Annotated in this window: 20 protein-coding genes; 18 read left to right on the top strand and 2 right to left on the bottom strand. The window is 65.5% G+C overall.

Annotated elements, in window-relative coordinates; all coding sequences use genetic code 11:
* Positions 1 to 9 precede the first annotated feature (9 nt).
* The 7 genes from DTX69_RS28405 to DTX69_RS28375 are packed head-to-tail and all read left to right on the top strand — an operon-like array spanning position 10 to position 5,224.
* Positions 10 to 360: a DUF2730 family protein gene (locus DTX69_RS28405; protein WP_119304970.1), complete on the top strand. Its 351-nt coding sequence runs from the start codon at positions 10 to 12 to the stop codon at positions 358 to 360.
* Positions 357 to 665, top strand: a complete 309-nt coding sequence (locus DTX69_RS28400) for a VpaChn25_0724 family phage protein (protein ID WP_119304969.1) — start codon at positions 357 to 359, stop codon at positions 663 to 665. Before DTX69_RS28405 ends, DTX69_RS28400 begins: the two co-directional genes overlap by 4 nt.
* A gap of 10 nt (positions 666 to 675) precedes the next feature.
* Complete coding sequence (locus DTX69_RS28395; RefSeq protein ID WP_162917649.1) at positions 676 to 1,230, top strand: DUF3486 family protein; 555 nt, start codon at positions 676 to 678, stop codon at positions 1,228 to 1,230.
* Positions 1,227 to 2,636, top strand: a complete 1,410-nt coding sequence (locus DTX69_RS28390) for a phage terminase large subunit family protein (protein WP_119304967.1) — start codon at positions 1,227 to 1,229, stop codon at positions 2,634 to 2,636. The genes DTX69_RS28395 and DTX69_RS28390 overlap by 4 nt, the downstream gene beginning before the upstream one ends.
* Entirely contained in the window at positions 2,636 to 4,159 is a 1,524-nt protein-coding gene (locus tag DTX69_RS28385; RefSeq protein ID WP_119304966.1) for a hypothetical protein, read from the top strand. The genes DTX69_RS28390 and DTX69_RS28385 overlap by 1 nt, the downstream gene beginning before the upstream one ends.
* Entirely contained in the window at positions 4,159 to 4,401 is a 243-nt protein-coding gene (locus DTX69_RS28380; protein WP_119304965.1) for a hypothetical protein, read from the top strand. Before DTX69_RS28385 ends, DTX69_RS28380 begins: the two co-directional genes overlap by 1 nt.
* Positions 4,394 to 5,224 carry a phage minor head protein gene (locus DTX69_RS28375; RefSeq protein ID WP_119304964.1) on the top strand — a complete coding sequence of 277 codons (831 nt, stop codon included), beginning with the start codon at positions 4,394 to 4,396 and terminating at the stop codon, positions 5,222 to 5,224. Before DTX69_RS28380 ends, DTX69_RS28375 begins: the two co-directional genes overlap by 8 nt.
* Here DTX69_RS28375 and DTX69_RS28370 read toward each other — a convergent pair.
* Positions 5,196 to 5,843, bottom strand: a complete 648-nt coding sequence (locus tag DTX69_RS28370; protein ID WP_119304963.1) for an MltR family transcriptional regulator — start codon at positions 5,841 to 5,843, stop codon at positions 5,196 to 5,198. The two genes, DTX69_RS28375 and DTX69_RS28370, sit on opposite strands and share 29 nt — an antisense overlap.
* Positions 5,844 to 5,896: 53 nt before the next feature.
* Positions 5,897 to 6,727 carry a DUF4145 domain-containing protein gene (locus tag DTX69_RS28365; protein ID WP_162917648.1) on the bottom strand — a complete coding sequence of 277 codons (831 nt, stop codon included), beginning with the start codon at positions 6,725 to 6,727 and terminating at the stop codon, positions 5,897 to 5,899.
* A gap of 370 nt (positions 6,728 to 7,097) precedes the next feature.
* Between DTX69_RS28365 and DTX69_RS28360 the strand changes: the two genes are divergently transcribed.
* From DTX69_RS28360 to DTX69_RS28315, 11 genes are all read left to right on the top strand, one after another.
* Entirely contained in the window at positions 7,098 to 7,334 is a 237-nt protein-coding gene (locus DTX69_RS28360) for a hypothetical protein (RefSeq protein ID WP_119304961.1), read from the top strand.
* Positions 7,331 to 9,661 carry a phage major capsid protein gene (locus tag DTX69_RS28355; RefSeq protein WP_284736129.1) on the top strand — a complete coding sequence of 777 codons (2,331 nt, stop codon included), beginning with the start codon at positions 7,331 to 7,333 and terminating at the stop codon, positions 9,659 to 9,661. Before DTX69_RS28360 ends, DTX69_RS28355 begins: the two co-directional genes overlap by 4 nt.
* An 88-nt stretch (positions 9,662 to 9,749) precedes the next feature.
* Positions 9,750 to 10,202 (top strand): hypothetical protein, encoded by a 453-nt coding sequence (locus tag DTX69_RS28350; protein WP_119304960.1) that lies wholly within the window; start codon positions 9,750 to 9,752, stop codon positions 10,200 to 10,202.
* 91 nt (positions 10,203 to 10,293) lie between these two features.
* The gene (locus DTX69_RS28345; protein ID WP_119304959.1) at positions 10,294 to 10,965 is read left to right on the top strand and encodes a hypothetical protein; all 672 of its coding nucleotides are present in this window, start codon (positions 10,294 to 10,296) and stop codon (positions 10,963 to 10,965) included.
* Positions 10,962 to 11,471, top strand: coding sequence for a hypothetical protein (locus tag DTX69_RS28340; RefSeq protein ID WP_119304958.1), 510 nt, complete (start codon positions 10,962 to 10,964; stop codon positions 11,469 to 11,471). The genes DTX69_RS28345 and DTX69_RS28340 overlap by 4 nt, the downstream gene beginning before the upstream one ends.
* Complete coding sequence (locus tag DTX69_RS28335) at positions 11,468 to 11,935, top strand: hypothetical protein (RefSeq protein ID WP_119304957.1); 468 nt, start codon at positions 11,468 to 11,470, stop codon at positions 11,933 to 11,935. The genes DTX69_RS28340 and DTX69_RS28335 overlap by 4 nt, the downstream gene beginning before the upstream one ends.
* 2 nt (positions 11,936 to 11,937) lie before the next feature.
* On the top strand, positions 11,938 to 12,090 hold the full coding sequence (locus DTX69_RS30465) for a hypothetical protein (protein ID WP_162917647.1): 153 nt from the start codon (positions 11,938 to 11,940) through the stop codon (positions 12,088 to 12,090).
* A 6-nt stretch (positions 12,091 to 12,096) separates the two neighbouring features.
* Positions 12,097 to 13,026 carry a hypothetical protein gene (locus tag DTX69_RS28330; protein WP_119304956.1) on the top strand — a complete coding sequence of 310 codons (930 nt, stop codon included), beginning with the start codon at positions 12,097 to 12,099 and terminating at the stop codon, positions 13,024 to 13,026.
* Positions 13,027 to 13,105: 79 nt separating this feature from the next.
* Positions 13,106 to 13,483 (top strand): hypothetical protein, encoded by a 378-nt coding sequence (locus DTX69_RS28325; RefSeq protein WP_119304955.1) that lies wholly within the window; start codon positions 13,106 to 13,108, stop codon positions 13,481 to 13,483.
* Positions 13,393 to 13,791 carry a DUF1799 domain-containing protein gene (locus DTX69_RS30870; protein ID WP_119304954.1) on the top strand — a complete coding sequence of 133 codons (399 nt, stop codon included), beginning with the start codon at positions 13,393 to 13,395 and terminating at the stop codon, positions 13,789 to 13,791. Before DTX69_RS28325 ends, DTX69_RS30870 begins: the two co-directional genes overlap by 91 nt.
* A 3-nt stretch (positions 13,792 to 13,794) precedes the next feature.
* Positions 13,795 to 15,291: phage tail length tape measure family protein (locus DTX69_RS28315; protein ID WP_284736128.1), on the top strand; the 1,497-nt coding region annotated here is incomplete at its 3' end.

Here is a 15,291-nt window from a genome sequence, read left to right as displayed (position 1 = left end):
ACCGCCCCGATGGCCGACTTCCTGCAGGCATCGCAACCAGTTCTTCAGATCCTGCAGTGGATCGCGGTCGGACTGTTCTTCGTCCTCATGCTCTACATGCGCAGTGTGTTCGTCGCGAGGAAGGACCACGACGCCCTCGAAAAGCGCGTCCAGACGGTGGAGACAACCATCGCACTGATCGGTCATCAGATGAAGCAAGGGCCGACCGCGAAGGACCTGCACGAACTCAACATCGCGATCGAGCGGCTGACTGGCCAGCTCGGCGTCACCAACGAGCGCATGTCGGGCATGGAGGATCTGCAGAAGGTCTTCAAGCACCAAGTGGACAGGATGGAAGAGTTCCTGGCGAAGAACCGATGACGAAGCGTTTTGTCGACCATCTGATCCAGGACCGGCGCCTGGTCATCCTGCGGCTGATCAAGGGTGCCGGCGGCGCGGCCAACGACAGCGTCCTCACCGCAGGCGTCCGCATGTCGGGGCACGAGACCGCCACGCGCGACGACGTGCGCGCGGATCTGGATTTCCTCAAAGAGCGCGGCTGCATCACGATCGACTGGTTCGAGGACAAGGTCAGGGTCGCGCACCTGACGGAGCGCGGTCAGGACGTCGTGGCCGGCCGCATCGAGGTCGATGGCGTGAAGAAGCCAAGCCCTGGCGCGAGCTGAGGTGGCAACGATGCCGCGCCCCAGCTCCGTCGACAGGCTGCCAGTGGAAGTGCGCGAGCTGATCGGGCAGCTCCGCCGCGACGGCCACACGATTGACGAGATCCTGGACAAGCTGCGCGAGCTGGACGCGGACGTGTCGCGCTCGGCGCTCGGTCGTCACATTCAAGGCCTGGACAAGATCGTCGCGGACATCCAGCGCACGCGCACGATTGCCGACGCGATCGTCCAGCGCTTGGGCGACGCGCCGGAATCGAAGACCGCGCGCCTCAACATCGAGCTGATGCACGGCCTGGTCATGAAGCTGATGACCGGCGACGGCAGCGATGAACCGGTCAAGCTCGATGCGCAGGAAGCCTACTTTGCAGCAACCGCGCTGCAGCGCCTGGCGCAGGCCGCCAAGGTCGACGTTGAGCGCGAGGTGAAGATCCGCGAGCGCGTGAAGGCAGAGATCGCGGAGAAGGCCGAGAAGGCGGTCAAGCAGACGGCCGGCGAACTCACGAAGGCCGGCCTCTCGGCCGACACCATCCGCAAGATCGAGACGGAGATCCTGGGAATCGCCCGATGACCGGCGGCTATTTCCTGCCCTACCAGGCGAAATGGATCACCGACCAGTCGCGCTTCAAGATCTGGGAAAAGTCGCGGCGCATCGGCGCGACCTACGCGCAAAGCTATGAGGACGTGATCGACGCTTCGAAGGCGGACGGTCCGATCGACGTCTGGTTTTCCTCGGCCGACGACAGCGCGGCCGCCGAATACATCCGCTATTGCGAGATGTGGACCCGGCTCTATGACATCGCCGCGAAGGACCTGGGCGAGATCGTCATCGACAAGGAAGACGACATCAAGGCCCGCACGATCGAGTTCGCGAACGGCAAGCGAGTCCATGGCCTGTCCTCCAACCCCAAGGCGTTCCGGTCCAAGGGCGGAAAGCTCGTGCTCGACGAGTTCGCCTTCCATGCGCAGCCGGAGGAGATGTGGAAAGCCGCTCGGCCGATCATCACCTGGGGATTCCCGGTGCGAATCCTCTCGACCTACAACGGCAAGGGCAACCGCTACTACCGCATGGTCGACGAGGCGCGAAAGGGGAATGCCTGGTCGCTCCACACCGTCACGATCGAGGACGCCGTGCGCCAGGGACTCGCGGACAAGATCATGGGCCGCGTCCTCACCGACGAAGAGCGCGCCGCCTGGATGGCGGCCGAGCACGACGCGACCGGCGACGAAGAGACCTGGTTGCAGGAATACATGTGCCAGCCGGTCGACGAGGCGACGGCCTGGCTGACCTGGGACCTCATCACCGCGTGCGAGCACAAGGATGCCGGCAACCCCGACCACTATGCCGGCGGCCCTTGCTATGCCGGCTGGGACATTGGCCGGAAGCGGGACCTCAGCGTGATGTGGATCGACGAGCTGGTGGGCGACGTCATGTGGACCCGCGAAGTCGTCGAGATGCATCGCAAGACGTTCGCCGAGCAGGACGCCGCGTTCGATCGGCTGATGGGAAGCTATGACGTGCGGCGGGCCTGCATCGACCAGACCGGCATGGGCGAGAAGGTGGTCGAGGACGCGAAGAAGCGGCATGGCGAATACAAGGTCGAGGGCGTGATGTTCACCCTGCCGGTCAAGCAGGATCTCGCCACGCGCGGCAAGCAGATGTTCGAGGACAAACGAACGCGCATCCCGCCCACGCGCACAATCCGCGAAAGCCACCATGCGGTTCGCAAGATGACCACCGTCGCCGGCGCGCCGCGGTTCGACGCCGAGCGCTCGGAGCTGATCGGCCATGCCGACCACTTCTGGGCTCACATGCTGGCGCTGCTGGCCGGCGCGAACCTGGTGCAGCCGGCGGCCGGCGCCACCGTCGAAGGCAAGCGCGAGGACCTGCTGCCGGCGTCGATGCCGGAGCGGCCGGCCGTCCGCATGTTCGGCCGCACTTTCGAGCAGATGCGCGGGATCTTCAGGAGCAGATGATGGCACGCTGGTTCAACCGACTGATGGGCGCGTTCGGCCGGAAGGGGATGGCGGCCGAGGTGGTCGCCGGCGACGACATGGAAGAGGCGGCGGCAGGGCCCGCGCTGGAGAAGCCCGCGTCGTCACCGGCGACCGTCAAGCTGCGCGAGGCGTTCGGCATCAATGTCGATGCCGACGAGGATCAATGGCGCAAGCTGACCGGCGATTCCGATCGCGACCTCACCGCCATGACGCGGCAGCGCATGCGGGATCTGTCGCTCTATCTGTGGCAGTCGAACCTGCTCGCGAACCGCATGATCGAGCTGCCGATCGCCTACCTGTTGGCGGAGGGCGTGCAGCTGGTCGCGAAGGAGAAGACAGCCCAGCAGTATCTCGACGCCTTCTGGTTCGATCCGATCAACCGCATGGACCAGAAGCTGCCGAAGCGCGTGCGCGAGCTGAAGCTGTTCGGCGAGCAGTGCTGGCCGGCCTTCACCAACCAGTTCAACGGCAGAGTGCGCCTCGGCAACCTCGATCCGTGCTTCATCGAGACGGTTGTCACCGATCCCGATAACCCGGAGCAGCCGATCGGCATCGTGACCAAGAAGGACAAGAAGGGTCGCGCGCGGCGCTACCGCGTCATCGTCATGGGAACGGAGGAGGATTGCTTCACCGCGCGCACCCAGGAGATCCGCAAGACTTTCACCGACGGCGACTGCTTCTACTATTCGATCAACGACCTGACGTCGGTGGTGCGCGGTCACGGCGCGCTGCTGGCGCAGATCGACTGGCTCGATGCCTACGAGCAGTTCCTGTTCGGCGAGATCGACCGCTCGCACATCATGCGCAGCTTCATCTGGGACGTGACGCTGAACGGCGCCACGCCGGAGGAAGTGAAGGCCCGCGCCGGCGAGTTCACGCCGCCGAAGCCGAACAGCGTCCGCGTCCATAACGACAGCGAGACGTGGAAGTCGGAATCGCCCGAGCTGGGGTCCTACGAGTCGGCCAACTCCGCGCGGCTGTTCCGCAACCACATGCTCTCCGGCAGCACCCTGCCGGAGCACTGGTTCGGCGGCGGCGGGGATGTGAACCGCGCGACGGCCAGCGAGATGGGCGATCCTACCTACAAGGTCCTCTCGATGCTGCAGCGGATCCTGAAGACAATCCTGGAGGACGTCGGCCGCTTCGTCGTGTCGCGCGGCATCGATCCCAGCGGCAAGAGCTGGATCGATCGCACCGACGACGAGGTGATGCCGCAAGCCATCTTCCCCGAGCTGCAGACGCGCGACATCTCGACCTATGCGGCTGCGCTCGCCCAAGTCGTCACCGGCTGCGCCAGCGCGATCGACCGCGGCCTCATGACCGAGCTGACGGCGGTGCGCATCATCAACGCGGTGGCAGGCCGGCTCGGCGTCGAGATCGACGCGGAGGCGGAGCTGCAGGCGGCGAAGAAAGAACTGGCGAAGCGGCGGGAGGAGGACTCGTTCCAGGAGATCCCGGAGGATGAGGATCTGCCGGAGCCGCCGAATGACGGAGGCGAGTGATGGCCGACGAACCGAAGCGCGGCGCGCGCGTGGTGGCGCTGCCTGCCAGCGACTTCTACAAGGCGGACCAGGCGCTCGCGCACGCCGCCGGCCTCGACCTGCAGGACGTGCTGATCGTCGGCCGCTTCAAGGAAGGCGGCGTGACCATCGTCAACTCGCGGCTCACGCAGGGCGAGCTGCTGCTGCTCGCCAAGGAAGCGGAGCTGTTCGCGCTCGGGATCAGCGTTCTGTGCGATGGCTGACCAACGCGACAAGATCCTTCGTAAAGCCGCGATCAAGCAGGCGCGCCGGCTGACGGCGATCCAGAAGGACACCGACAAGGAGATTCGCCGGCTGCTGAAGAAGGCGCTGGAGCAGATCAACCATGACCTGGCGCTCGCGCCCGACCCGAAGTCCTGGCAGGCCTTCCATCTCAGCAGCCTCAAGGAGAACGTGAAGCGCGCGCTGGAGACGATGGAGCGCGGAGCATCATCGCGGCTGGGCAGCGCGGCCGGCCAGGCTTGGCAGGCCGGCATCGACCTGGTCGACAAGCCGATCGAGGCGGCGGGCGGCGCGCGCTTCCGGCTCGACGGCGTGCTCGGCGAGATCGATACACGGCAGCTGCGCGCGATGCGCAGCTTCATGACCGACCGCATCGGCGACATCTCGACCAGCGTCGCGAACCGCATCAACAGCGAGCTGGGCCTGGTGATGATCGGCGCGAAGACGCAACACCAGGCGGCGGAGGCGATCGGCGCGCTGATCGACGGCGGCCGCGCCCGCGCCACCACCATCATCCGCACCGAGCTGGGCCGCGCGTTCTCGGTGGCTTCGCAGGAACGCTACGAGCAGGCGGCCAAAAAGCTGCCGGGCCTGAAGAAGCAATGGCACCGATCAGGCAAGGTGCACAGCCGGCCGCAGCACGACGCGATCGACGGCCAGGTGCGCGCGGTCGACGAGCCCTTCACGCTGGGCAACGGGATCTCGCTGATGTTCCCGCGCGACCCGCGCGCGCCGGCGGCCGAGACGATCAACTGCGGGTGCGAATCGGTGCCGTTCATGGACACCTGGGAACAGGAAGTATGAACGGGACGCCCGGCAAATCAGGCGCTCCCTTTTGCTTTAGCCAGACCATAATGTAGCTACTTTGCTGACCGACTCGCGGATCATCGGCCGGCAGCGTATCCCATCGCACGTCGTCTTCTGACACCCACGCTTTGGCGAGGCGTCGCTCTCTCAGCGCAAGCTCAGGTCGGTAGTAGAGTCTTAGGTATGTGATGATGACCGACGTAGTGAATCGGAGCCGTGACGATGGCTCGTCTTCTGCCTGCATCGGGGGCAGTGGAGATCTGAGCTTTGCGCAGAGCTTCACGATCTCTGGGCTTTTGAAGGTTGTGCCGTGCCTTTGGTGGGCGAACCTATTCCGGATCTTGGCTATGAGCTTGATCTCATCGTACTCAAATGGCACCAGGAGACCTAGTGCAAGAGCGGCGTCAGCACGAACGGCAAAGGAACTGAGCGGCCCCTGTTTTTCAGCTTTGAGCAATCGATCGGCGAGGTCTTCGTCGTCGCGAAAGAACGCTCTGAGCGTTTGCTCCAGCTTCTCGTCAATCACAGCTGCTCCGACGAGAGCAAGGCCGCGATCGGTCTCGCGATCAAACTCGTTCAGAAAATTCTCCAGGTCACGCGCATCGTCCTGACGCATGGCATCTCTCGATCAGTTGACGCTTGTCACAGCGCAACGAGCAGCTTCAGCTCTTAACTTCGATCCTTCGGAGGCTCGGGAACTGCAGCCTTGCCGTCCCGCTTCTCGATGGCTTCGAGCGCGCCCGGTGGCAACCTTCTGTAGATCTTCTCGATCTGCTTCGGCCGGGAAATCAGGTTGTCAACTATTACGTTGACGAGTCCGAACAACGTTTCCGCCGCTGCACGATCGTCGCGAAGGTCCATCTCCAAGGGATGAACAGCATTGTTCCCTATGACCCGAACGGCATCGAGCGCCTGCACGATGGTGGGCGCCAGATCGCGCTTTGCGAGTGCGGCTATGTCGTCGTTGAGCCCCTTGCCCGTTCCCGCTATGCGAGCGCAGAGTTTTTGGATGACTAAACGCAGCAGCGCAGCCGCTCCGCGCGGGGAACGCTTCAAGATTGCGCTTGCTTCGATGTAATCGGGGAGTAGATCCTCAGGCAGATCTGGGTGCGGGGGCGGACCATCACCCGGCTCCGGCCAGATGAGTCTGTCGTACAGCCAAAGCCCGACGCTATTGCAGTTAAAGCATTTTGAGATGGTCACGTTCTCAAGGCGGAGCTTCGAGTTGATGTACTGTGGTTCCATGTCGATGAAGGCCACCCCAGAAGCTTTCTTGGTAGCCCAGGCACGAAACCAATCGCGGCCCGTTTCGTCCTCGATCTGACTAGCGAATTGCTCCTCCTGTTCGGTCCACTTCATGATGGTTGGGACCTGGTCCTTTGGAAGCTCGCAGACATAGGCGGAGTGCCAGAACTGCTTGGCCAAAGCACCGCAGTGCGGGCAGTTGAAAGCCGTCTCACCGGTCGTCGGCGCTACGTATCTTGCGCGGGTGTTGTCCATGGTTCGCCCTCCGGTCTGCACCATACCACCCACGCCGAGTCGAAACCGGCTTGTCTACCCCGGAAACCTAGGCTGTTCCGTTAACGCCCCACAGAAGCCCGTAGAGGCCGATTCGCGCCTCCGGCCGCTCCGGTTGCCGCGCCGGAACCGCCGACCCGTTTAAAACCCCGTTTAAAAGGCCGGCAATCGGCCTTCCCGTCCTGGTCGCCAGGGCGGATTCGGCAATTTCGGGCTGTCCTGGGGTTTGGGCCGGTTCCCCCGAACAGGTGTTCGGGGTCCCACCAGAGGGGTGCGCCGATACAGTCGCCCAGCCTTGCCGATTTGGCAACCGGCGGCCGGCGGCAACCCGGCCGAACCTTCAGGAGGCTCCATGGCTGAACCCAAGACCGCCCTCACGGCCGAGCAGCTCGCCAAGCTGGCGAAGGGCACGAAGGTGCGTGTGTTCGACGTCGACAAGAAGGGCAATCCCGTCATCGATCCCAAGACCAAGCAGAAGGTCGTGATCGAGCGCGAGGTGACTGCCGCCGACATCCTCGATCACCGCATGCGCGGCGACAAGGTGACGATCGTCACCATCGACGGCCAGAAGATCGAGGCCGCTGCGTGAGCCGCGTCCTCGTCATTGGCGACGAGCTGCCGGCGCGCTTCATCGAAGCCGCCGGCGCTTCGATCCCCACGCTGGGCATCGTCGGGCCGGCCGCGCTCAAGGAAGCTGCCGCCGGCTCCTACCAGCACATCATGGGCCTCATCACCCTGGCGCTGCGCGGCGTGTTCGCCATGTCGAGCGACTGGGACCCGTGGCCCTACGTGAAGGCGCTGTTCTCCGACCGCGTGATCGTGGAGCGCGACGGCAAGACCTGGTCCTATCCCTACAGCTACGACCAAGGCACCAATGCCGTGACGCTCGGCGATCCGGTCGAGGTGATCGAAGTCTATCAGCCGGTCGGTATGCGCGAGGCGCTGCGCACTGGCGCCTTCATCGAGTCCGCCGGCAAGCCCGGCCGCTACAAGATCCGCGTCATCAAGGCCGGTCTCAGCGGCAACAGCAACTACTATCCGGACGCTGTCCTGCGCGAGGCCGTGCCCCTGTTCGACAACGCCCGCGTCTTCGTCAAGGGCGACGCGGAGCACCTGGCCGGCAAGGGCAAGGACTTCCGCAACCTCATCGGCGGACTGACGGAACCGAAGTTCGTCGAAGGCCGGGGCGCTGACAGCGGTGAGGTGCAGGCCACCTTCACGCTGCTCAATCCCAGCGGGCCGGAGGCGGTGAAGATCCGCGAAGCGTGGGACAGCGGCCTCACCAACCTGTTCGGCTTCTCGATCGACGCCAAGGGCATGGCGCGCAACGAGACGCGCAATGGCCGCGCGCAGCGCACCGCCACCAAGTTCACCGAAGTCAACTCCGTCGACCTCATCGTCGAGCCCGGCGCCGGCGGACGCGTCATCGGGCTCCTCGAAGCGAAGAAGGACGTCATCATGGATCGCACGAAGATCATCGCTCTCATCGAAGCGAAGCGGCCCGACCTGCTGCAGGGCAAGAAGGTCGACCAGCTCTCCGACGAGCAGCTAGAGACGCTGCTGACCGAAGCCGTCGCGCCGGCCCCCGCGGCCACACCTGCCGCGGCACCCGCGAACGCCGTCACGCAGGATCAGCTCGCCGAGGTGATCCGCATGACCGAGGCGCGCGCCTACGCCCGCGCGGCGATCGCTGGCTGCGGCCTGCCCGACGAGGCGAAGACGAAGCTGACGGCGCAGGTCACGCTCATGGCGAAGTTCACCGAGGCCGACATCGACAAGCTGATCGGCGACGAACGCACCTACATCGCCAAGTTCACCGAGAGCGGCAAGGTGCAGCTCGGCGGCTTCCCGCGCATCGAGATGGGCGAGACGCGGGCCGAGAAGGTGGCCGCTATGCTGGACGCCTTCTTCGATCCCAGTCACAAGGAGCACCGTCACGCGCGCTCGTTCCGGGAGTGCTACGAGGCAATCACTGGCGACCACGGCATTACAGGCCGCATCGACAATTGTGATCAGGCGCTGCTGCGCGAGTCGCTCGACAGCGGCAGCTTCACCAACGTGCTCGGCAACTCGATCACGCGCCGCATGATCGCCGATTACCGCAACATCAACCAGTACGACGTGTGGCGGCCGATCATCACCACGCCGGTCCCGATCAAGGACTTCCGCACCAACGAGCGCACGCGTTACGGCGGCTATGGCGACCTGCCGATCGTCGAGGAAGGCGCCCCCTATATCGCGCAGTCCTCGCCCACTGACGAGAAGGCAACCTATGCCGTCAAGAAGCGCGGCGGCACCGAGGACGTGACACTGGAGATGATCGCCAACGACGACGTCGGCGCCATCCGGCAGATCCCGATCAAGCTCGGCCGGGCGGCCAAGCGCACGCTCGCCAAGTTCGTGCTCGACTTCATCCGCACGAACCCGACCATCTATGACGGCGTGGCGTTCTTCCACGCCTCGCACGGCAACCTCGGCTCCGCTGCGCTGGACGCGACCAGCCTGGCCGCGCGCCGGCTCGCGATGGTGAAGCAGACCGAGCTGAACTCGAACGATCGCATCGGCGTCGGACCGAAATACCTGCTGGTGCCCGAGGACCTGAAGGAGACGGCAGTCAACCTCTTCAACCGCAACACCAACAACGACAAGACGTTCGTCCAGATGATGACGTTGGAGATCCTGCCGATCTGGTATTGGACCGACACCAACGACTGGGCGCTGGGCGCCGACCCGATGGACGTGCCCGGCATCGAGATCGGCTTCCTCAACGGCAACGAGGAGCCGGAGCTGTTCGTGCAGGACGCGCCGACCGTCGGCTCCATGTTCACCAACGACAAAGTGACCTGGAAGCTGCGCCACATCTACGGCGGCAACGCACTCGACTTCCGCGCCTTCGATAAATCGGTCGTCGCGTAGCGACGACAGGGGCGGTCGGCGCATCGGCCGCCCCGCCAACCCCGATGCGCCGCCCGCCGTTGGAGCGGTTGTAGACAGAGGAGCCACTATGAAGTTCGCACGCAATCTTCTCGCCGCCGCCTTGCTCGTCGCCGCGACGATCCTGGCGCCGATCACGCAACTTGCAGAGGCCGCGACCCCCAACGTCACGCCCGGCGCCGGCCAGGTCGTCGTCATCCCGCTGCACATCAGCGGCCAGTATACCGCGAACACCACCGCCGTCGCGCGGCTCACGCTGCCGTTCCCGGCGGCCGTGCTCGGCGTCAGCGCCTCGGCGCGCGCGTCCGGCGGCACCTCGCCGACCTTGACCGTCGACGTGCTGGAAGGCGGCGTCACGATCCTGTCGGCGCCGGTCGCGGTCACCGCCGGCGCCGTGGCTGAGGCTACCGTCACCGACACGAACCTGGCCGACGAAGCCGCGATCACCGTGAACCTGGCGATCGGCGGCACCTCGCCGACCTGGAACGACATCGTCGTGCTGGTAACGCTGTTCCGGAAGTAGACGCAGATCCCCTTCTGCAGCGGGGGAAAACGGCGCCGGCGCGGGGGTCAGCCTTCTCTCCCGGCCGGCGCCAACCATCAGAGGGCAAGAAGTGCTTTCCGACTATCAGACGCTGACCGACAACCTGGTGCGCGACGATACGACCAAGATCACGGTCGCCGATCGGGACCGCGCGCTCGGCTTGGCGTTCGCACGCTACGGCAAGGACCGTCCGCGCACCAAGGTCGAGGACCTGGTTGGTGCAGGCACCAACGAGCTGGCGCTGCCGGTTGGCTGGCAGGAAGGCTTCTCCGACCTCAAAAGCCTGGAGCACCCGGTCGGCAACATCCCGCCAACCTTCATCGCCCCTGAGTTCCGGCGGCTCTACCAGAAGCCGGCGAGCACGGTCATCCAGCTCGACAGCGCGATCGGCGCCGGCCAGGCGGTGCGCACCACCTACACGATCCGTCACCAGGTCGACGGCGTCACCGACACGATCCCGGTCGACGATCGCGAGCCGATCGCCTCCTACGCGGCCGCCATCCTGCTCGACGAGCTGGCGGCGTTCTTTTCGGGCGCCAGCGATTCCACCATCCAGGCCGACGCCGTCGATCACCGCTCGCGCGGCGACCAGTTCGCATCGCGCGCCAGCCGCCTGCGCAAGTTCTACTTCGACCAGCTCGGCATCGATCCCAAGCGCGAGGTGGCGGCCGGCACGGTGGTGGAGCTGGACGTCAGGGACTCTTTGGGCGGGCCGCGCATGACACACAGGTTGCGGCGATGACCGGCATGCGCATCGAGATCGACGCCAGCAAGGTCGCAGCCGTCGCGGACGCCTGGCGCTATGCGCCGGACCTGATGGCGGAGGAGCTGGTCAACGGCGTGTGGGAGGCCTCGCTCTACCTGGAGCGCCTGGTCAAGGACAATACCGAGACCGCGAGCGGCAACCTGCGCAGCTCTGTCGGCGCGCGCGAGCCGCGCCGCATTGGCGAGGACGTGATCGGCGTCGTCGGCACGTCGCTCGGCTATGCGATCCCCGTCGAGCTGGGCACCAAGCCGCATTTCCCGCCAGTGCAGGCCCTCAGCGAGTGGGCGCGGCTGAAGTTCGGCCTGCCACCGGAGGAAGCCGAGGAAGTCGGCTATGCGGTCGCGCGCAAGATCGCGCGCGAAGGCACTAAGGGTCATTTCATGTTCCAGCGCGCCTTCAGCGATGGCGAGGCGACCGTGCAGGCCATATTGACGCGGGCCGCGGAACGCGGCTTACAGCGTCTTGGAAAGGCGATCCAATGACGACGCTCACCCAGATCCGGGATGCCATCAAAGCGAAGCTGGACGCGATTCCAGGCATCGGCGTGGTGCACAAGTACGAGCGCCTGGCAACGCGTGTGGCGGATCTCAAGGCACTGTATGTGACTGGCGGCCAGCTTCGCGGTTGGCACATCCGCCGGATCGCCACCAATGAAGCCAGCCCAACGCTCGGCAGCTACGTCATCGACCACCGCTGGCAGATCCGCGGCTTCATGGCGATCGACGACGCCACCGAGAGCGAGCTGACGTTCGATCTTCTGATCGAAGCGATCCGCGACGCTTTCCGCGCCGACGAGACGCTGGGCAGCCTGATTGAAGGCACGCAAGTGCCCCCGCCGGCGATCGGCGTGCAGCTCATCGAGCACGGCCCGGTCATGTTCGCCGATGTGCTGTGTCACGGCGCGCGCCTCAATCTCGCGACGCGCCATTTCCGAGTGGGAGCCTGACCATGGCGAAGAAGCCAGCCGAGACCAGCAAGTCCGAACTGCCGCCACCGGCCGAGGGCGGCAGCTACATGATCAAGGACGGCGTTCGAACGCGCGTCGAAGAGCCCACAAAGCCGGCCGTCGCAGGCGAGCCGGCGCCCGCAGCGAAGGAGTAACCAGCCATGCCGTTCTATTGGGCGAAGAAGATCCTGCAGCGCAAGCGTGAGGTCACCTACGGCACAGATCCAGTGCCAGCCGCCGCCGACGCGGCGCTCGCGCACGAAGTCGACTTCGTTCCGTATGCTACCGACGGCGTCGGCCGCAGGGCGATCAAGCCGTGGATGGGGCGCACGACCAAGACCAAGATGGCGAACGCCAAGTCGACGCTGAGCTACTTCCTGGAGATGGCCGGCGCCGGCGCTGCCGGCACCGCGCCGAAGTGGGGCCTGGACCTGCGCTGCTGCGGGTTCTCCGAGACGATCAATGTCGGCATCGATGTGCAGTATTCGCCGGTGTCGGCGGCCTTCGATTCCATGACCAGCTTCTGGAACGTCGACGGCCAGCGCACCCGCGCGAACGGCTATCGCGGATCCCCGGTGTTCGAGTTTACGTCCGGACTGCCGCCGCGACTCCGCGTTGCCATGACGGGCTTGCCCCTTGAGCCTGATGATTCCGCAATCGTGACGCCGGATTTCACCGGCTGGAGCGAGCCGCGTGTCGTCAACAAGGTCAATACGCCGACTTTCACGCTGCACGGTTTCGCGCCCGCGCTGTCCTCATTGTCGATCGACCTGGCGAATGTCGTCGCTTTCCGGGACTGGGTGAATACGAAGGACGTGCAGATCACCGACCGCGAGCCGGCGGGACAGGTGGTCATCGAAGCGCCGACGATCGCGCAGAAGAACTTCTTCAGCGCCATCAGCGGCGAGACGCTCGGCGCGCTGCAGCTGATCCACGGCGTCGGCGCCGGCCAGATCGTTCAGGTCGATGCGCCGCAGGTGCAGCTCCTCAATCCGCGCTACGGCGAGTCGCAGGGCATCACGACGCTGACGATGGACCTGGAGTTCCATCCCAGCGTGGGCAACGACGAGGTGAAAATTACGGTCAAATAGTGCCGCCGGCGGCGGCCGGCTCGCGATCACGGCCGCCCCGCCAACCCCGTGATCGCTCGCACAGCAAAGAGGGCAATCCATGTTCACGCTCAACACCGAGCGCATCGTGAAGTGGCCGGTCATCGTCGAGATGCCGGTGGACGGCGGTAACACGCAACAGCACGAGTTCGAAATGTCGTTCAAGCTGATCCCGACGGACCAGCTCGCCAGCTTCAGCAAGTTCGAGGACGTGATCGTCGGCTGGAGCGGCGTCCTGCGCGAGGTCGAGCCAGGCAAAGCCGAGGAGCTGCCGTTTAGCAAGGACGCGCTCGGCACCATGCTGCGCATCCCCTATGCGCGCGCCGGCATCGCGCGCGCCTTCATCGAGTGCATGACCGGAGCGAAAAGAAAAAACTCAGGGACGCCGCTCGCCACTGGGCAAGCGGCGATGACCCGACAGCCGGCGACGATTCAGTAGCGCGTGAGCTGCGGGAGCTGGGCGCACCACCGGAGGTCATCGCGCAATGGGAGCGACGCGCAAAGGGCAACGCAGAGCGGGCACGCTTCGCGATCCTGGAGGAGAACCAGGATGCGGTGCGGCTGTTCCTCGCCAGCTCGACGCAGTGGCGCACGGCCGGCATGGGCGGCGTGGCGATCGGGCTGGACTACCCCGGCGTCGAAAGCGCGGCGCGCATGATGGCGCTGGCCGTGACGCCGACGCTGTTCGCGGATCTCCGCGAAATGGAGCACGCCGCGATCAAAGCCATGCTCGAAAAGCGGCGGTGATCCATGGCTGATCTCACGCTTGGCATCACGCTGAAGGCGGATGGCACCGGGTTCGTCGGCGCGGTCAAGGTCAGCGCCGACGAGCTGAAGAAGCTCGGTGACACGGGCAAACGCGCCGGCGAGCAGGCGAGCAAGGGCACCGACCTGGCCAGCGCATCGCTTGGCCGGCTCAAGACGGCAGTGCTCGGCGCCGTCACGGCCTATGCCAGCTTCCAGACCGTGCAGCGCTTCATCGGCGCCGCCACGCGCGAGATCATGGCGGCCGAGAAGGCGACCGCGAATCTCAATGCCGTGCTGCGCGCGACGGGCGGCACCGTAGGCTTCACGGCCGACGAGCTGTCCGACATGGCGGACCAGCTCGAACGCACGACCTTGTTCGACGATGCGGCTATCAAGCAGGCCGAAGCGGTGCTGCTGACCTTCCGCCAGGTGCAGGGGGACACGTTCCGAGAGGCGATCGGCCTGGCCACGGATCTCGCCGCGCTCATGGGCGGCGACCTGCAGGGCGCGGTGCTGCAGCTCGGCAAGGCGCTCGAAGACCCGGTGACTGGCCTCACCGCCCTGCGCCGATCGGGCATCAGCTTCACCGAGGCCCAGCAGGATCTCATCAAATCCCTGGTCGAGACCGGCGACCAGGCGCACGCGATGCAGATCATCCTCGACACCGTCGCCGGCCAGATCGGCGGCGTGGCCACCGAGCAGGTGACTGGCCTCACCGGGGCGCTCAACAATCTCGACGACGCCTGGGGCGACTTTCTCAAGTCGCTGGCGGACAGCAAGGCGTTCGACGTCGCCATCGCCGGGCTGCGCACGCTGACGGACTGGATCAACCGGCTCAACGCCAGCGGGCTCGATGCCGTCTCCAACGAGATCAACGATCTCATTGACGAACGCGACGAGATCGTCACCCGCATCCAGCAGCGGCAGAACGATTCCGTGCTGGCCGGGATCTCGGACTTCCTCGGCGTCGGCGACGATCGCGATACGCAGCGCCTTGGCGAGATCGAGGCGCGCCTGGTCGAGCTGCAGGACCTCGCCGACCGCCTGATGCTCGATAAGGGCAACCAGCCACCCAAGGCGCCGCCACCGCCGGTCGGCGGCGGACCGCGCGGCGAGACCGATGCGGAGAAGCAGATCCGCAAGTTGGTCGAGGCGCTTGAGTTCGAGAACGAGCAGCTCTCGCGCACATCGGAAGAACAGCAGCTCTACAACGCGTTGCACGCGGCCGGCGTCGACATCAATTCGGCGGCCGGGCAGACGATCCAGCAGCTGGTCGCGTCGATCCAGCAGAAGACCGACGCGCAGCAGCTCGCCGACGCGGCGCAGGAAGCGGCCAATGCCACCATGGAGGAAGGCCGCCAGCTGATGGAGGCCATGCGCACGCCGGCTGAGGTCTATGCCGACACGATCGAGCACCTCGGCAACCTGCTGGCGCAGAAGGCGATCGACCAGGAGACGTTCAACCGCGCGGTAGAGCTGGCCGACAAGACGCTCGAAGAG

Origin of the sequence: Dongia deserti, from assembly GCF_003574735.1 — a bacterium.
GTDB lineage: Bacteria > Pseudomonadota > Alphaproteobacteria > Dongiales > Dongiaceae > Dongia_A > Dongia_A deserti.
This window is presented reverse-complemented; position numbering and strand designations above follow the sequence as displayed.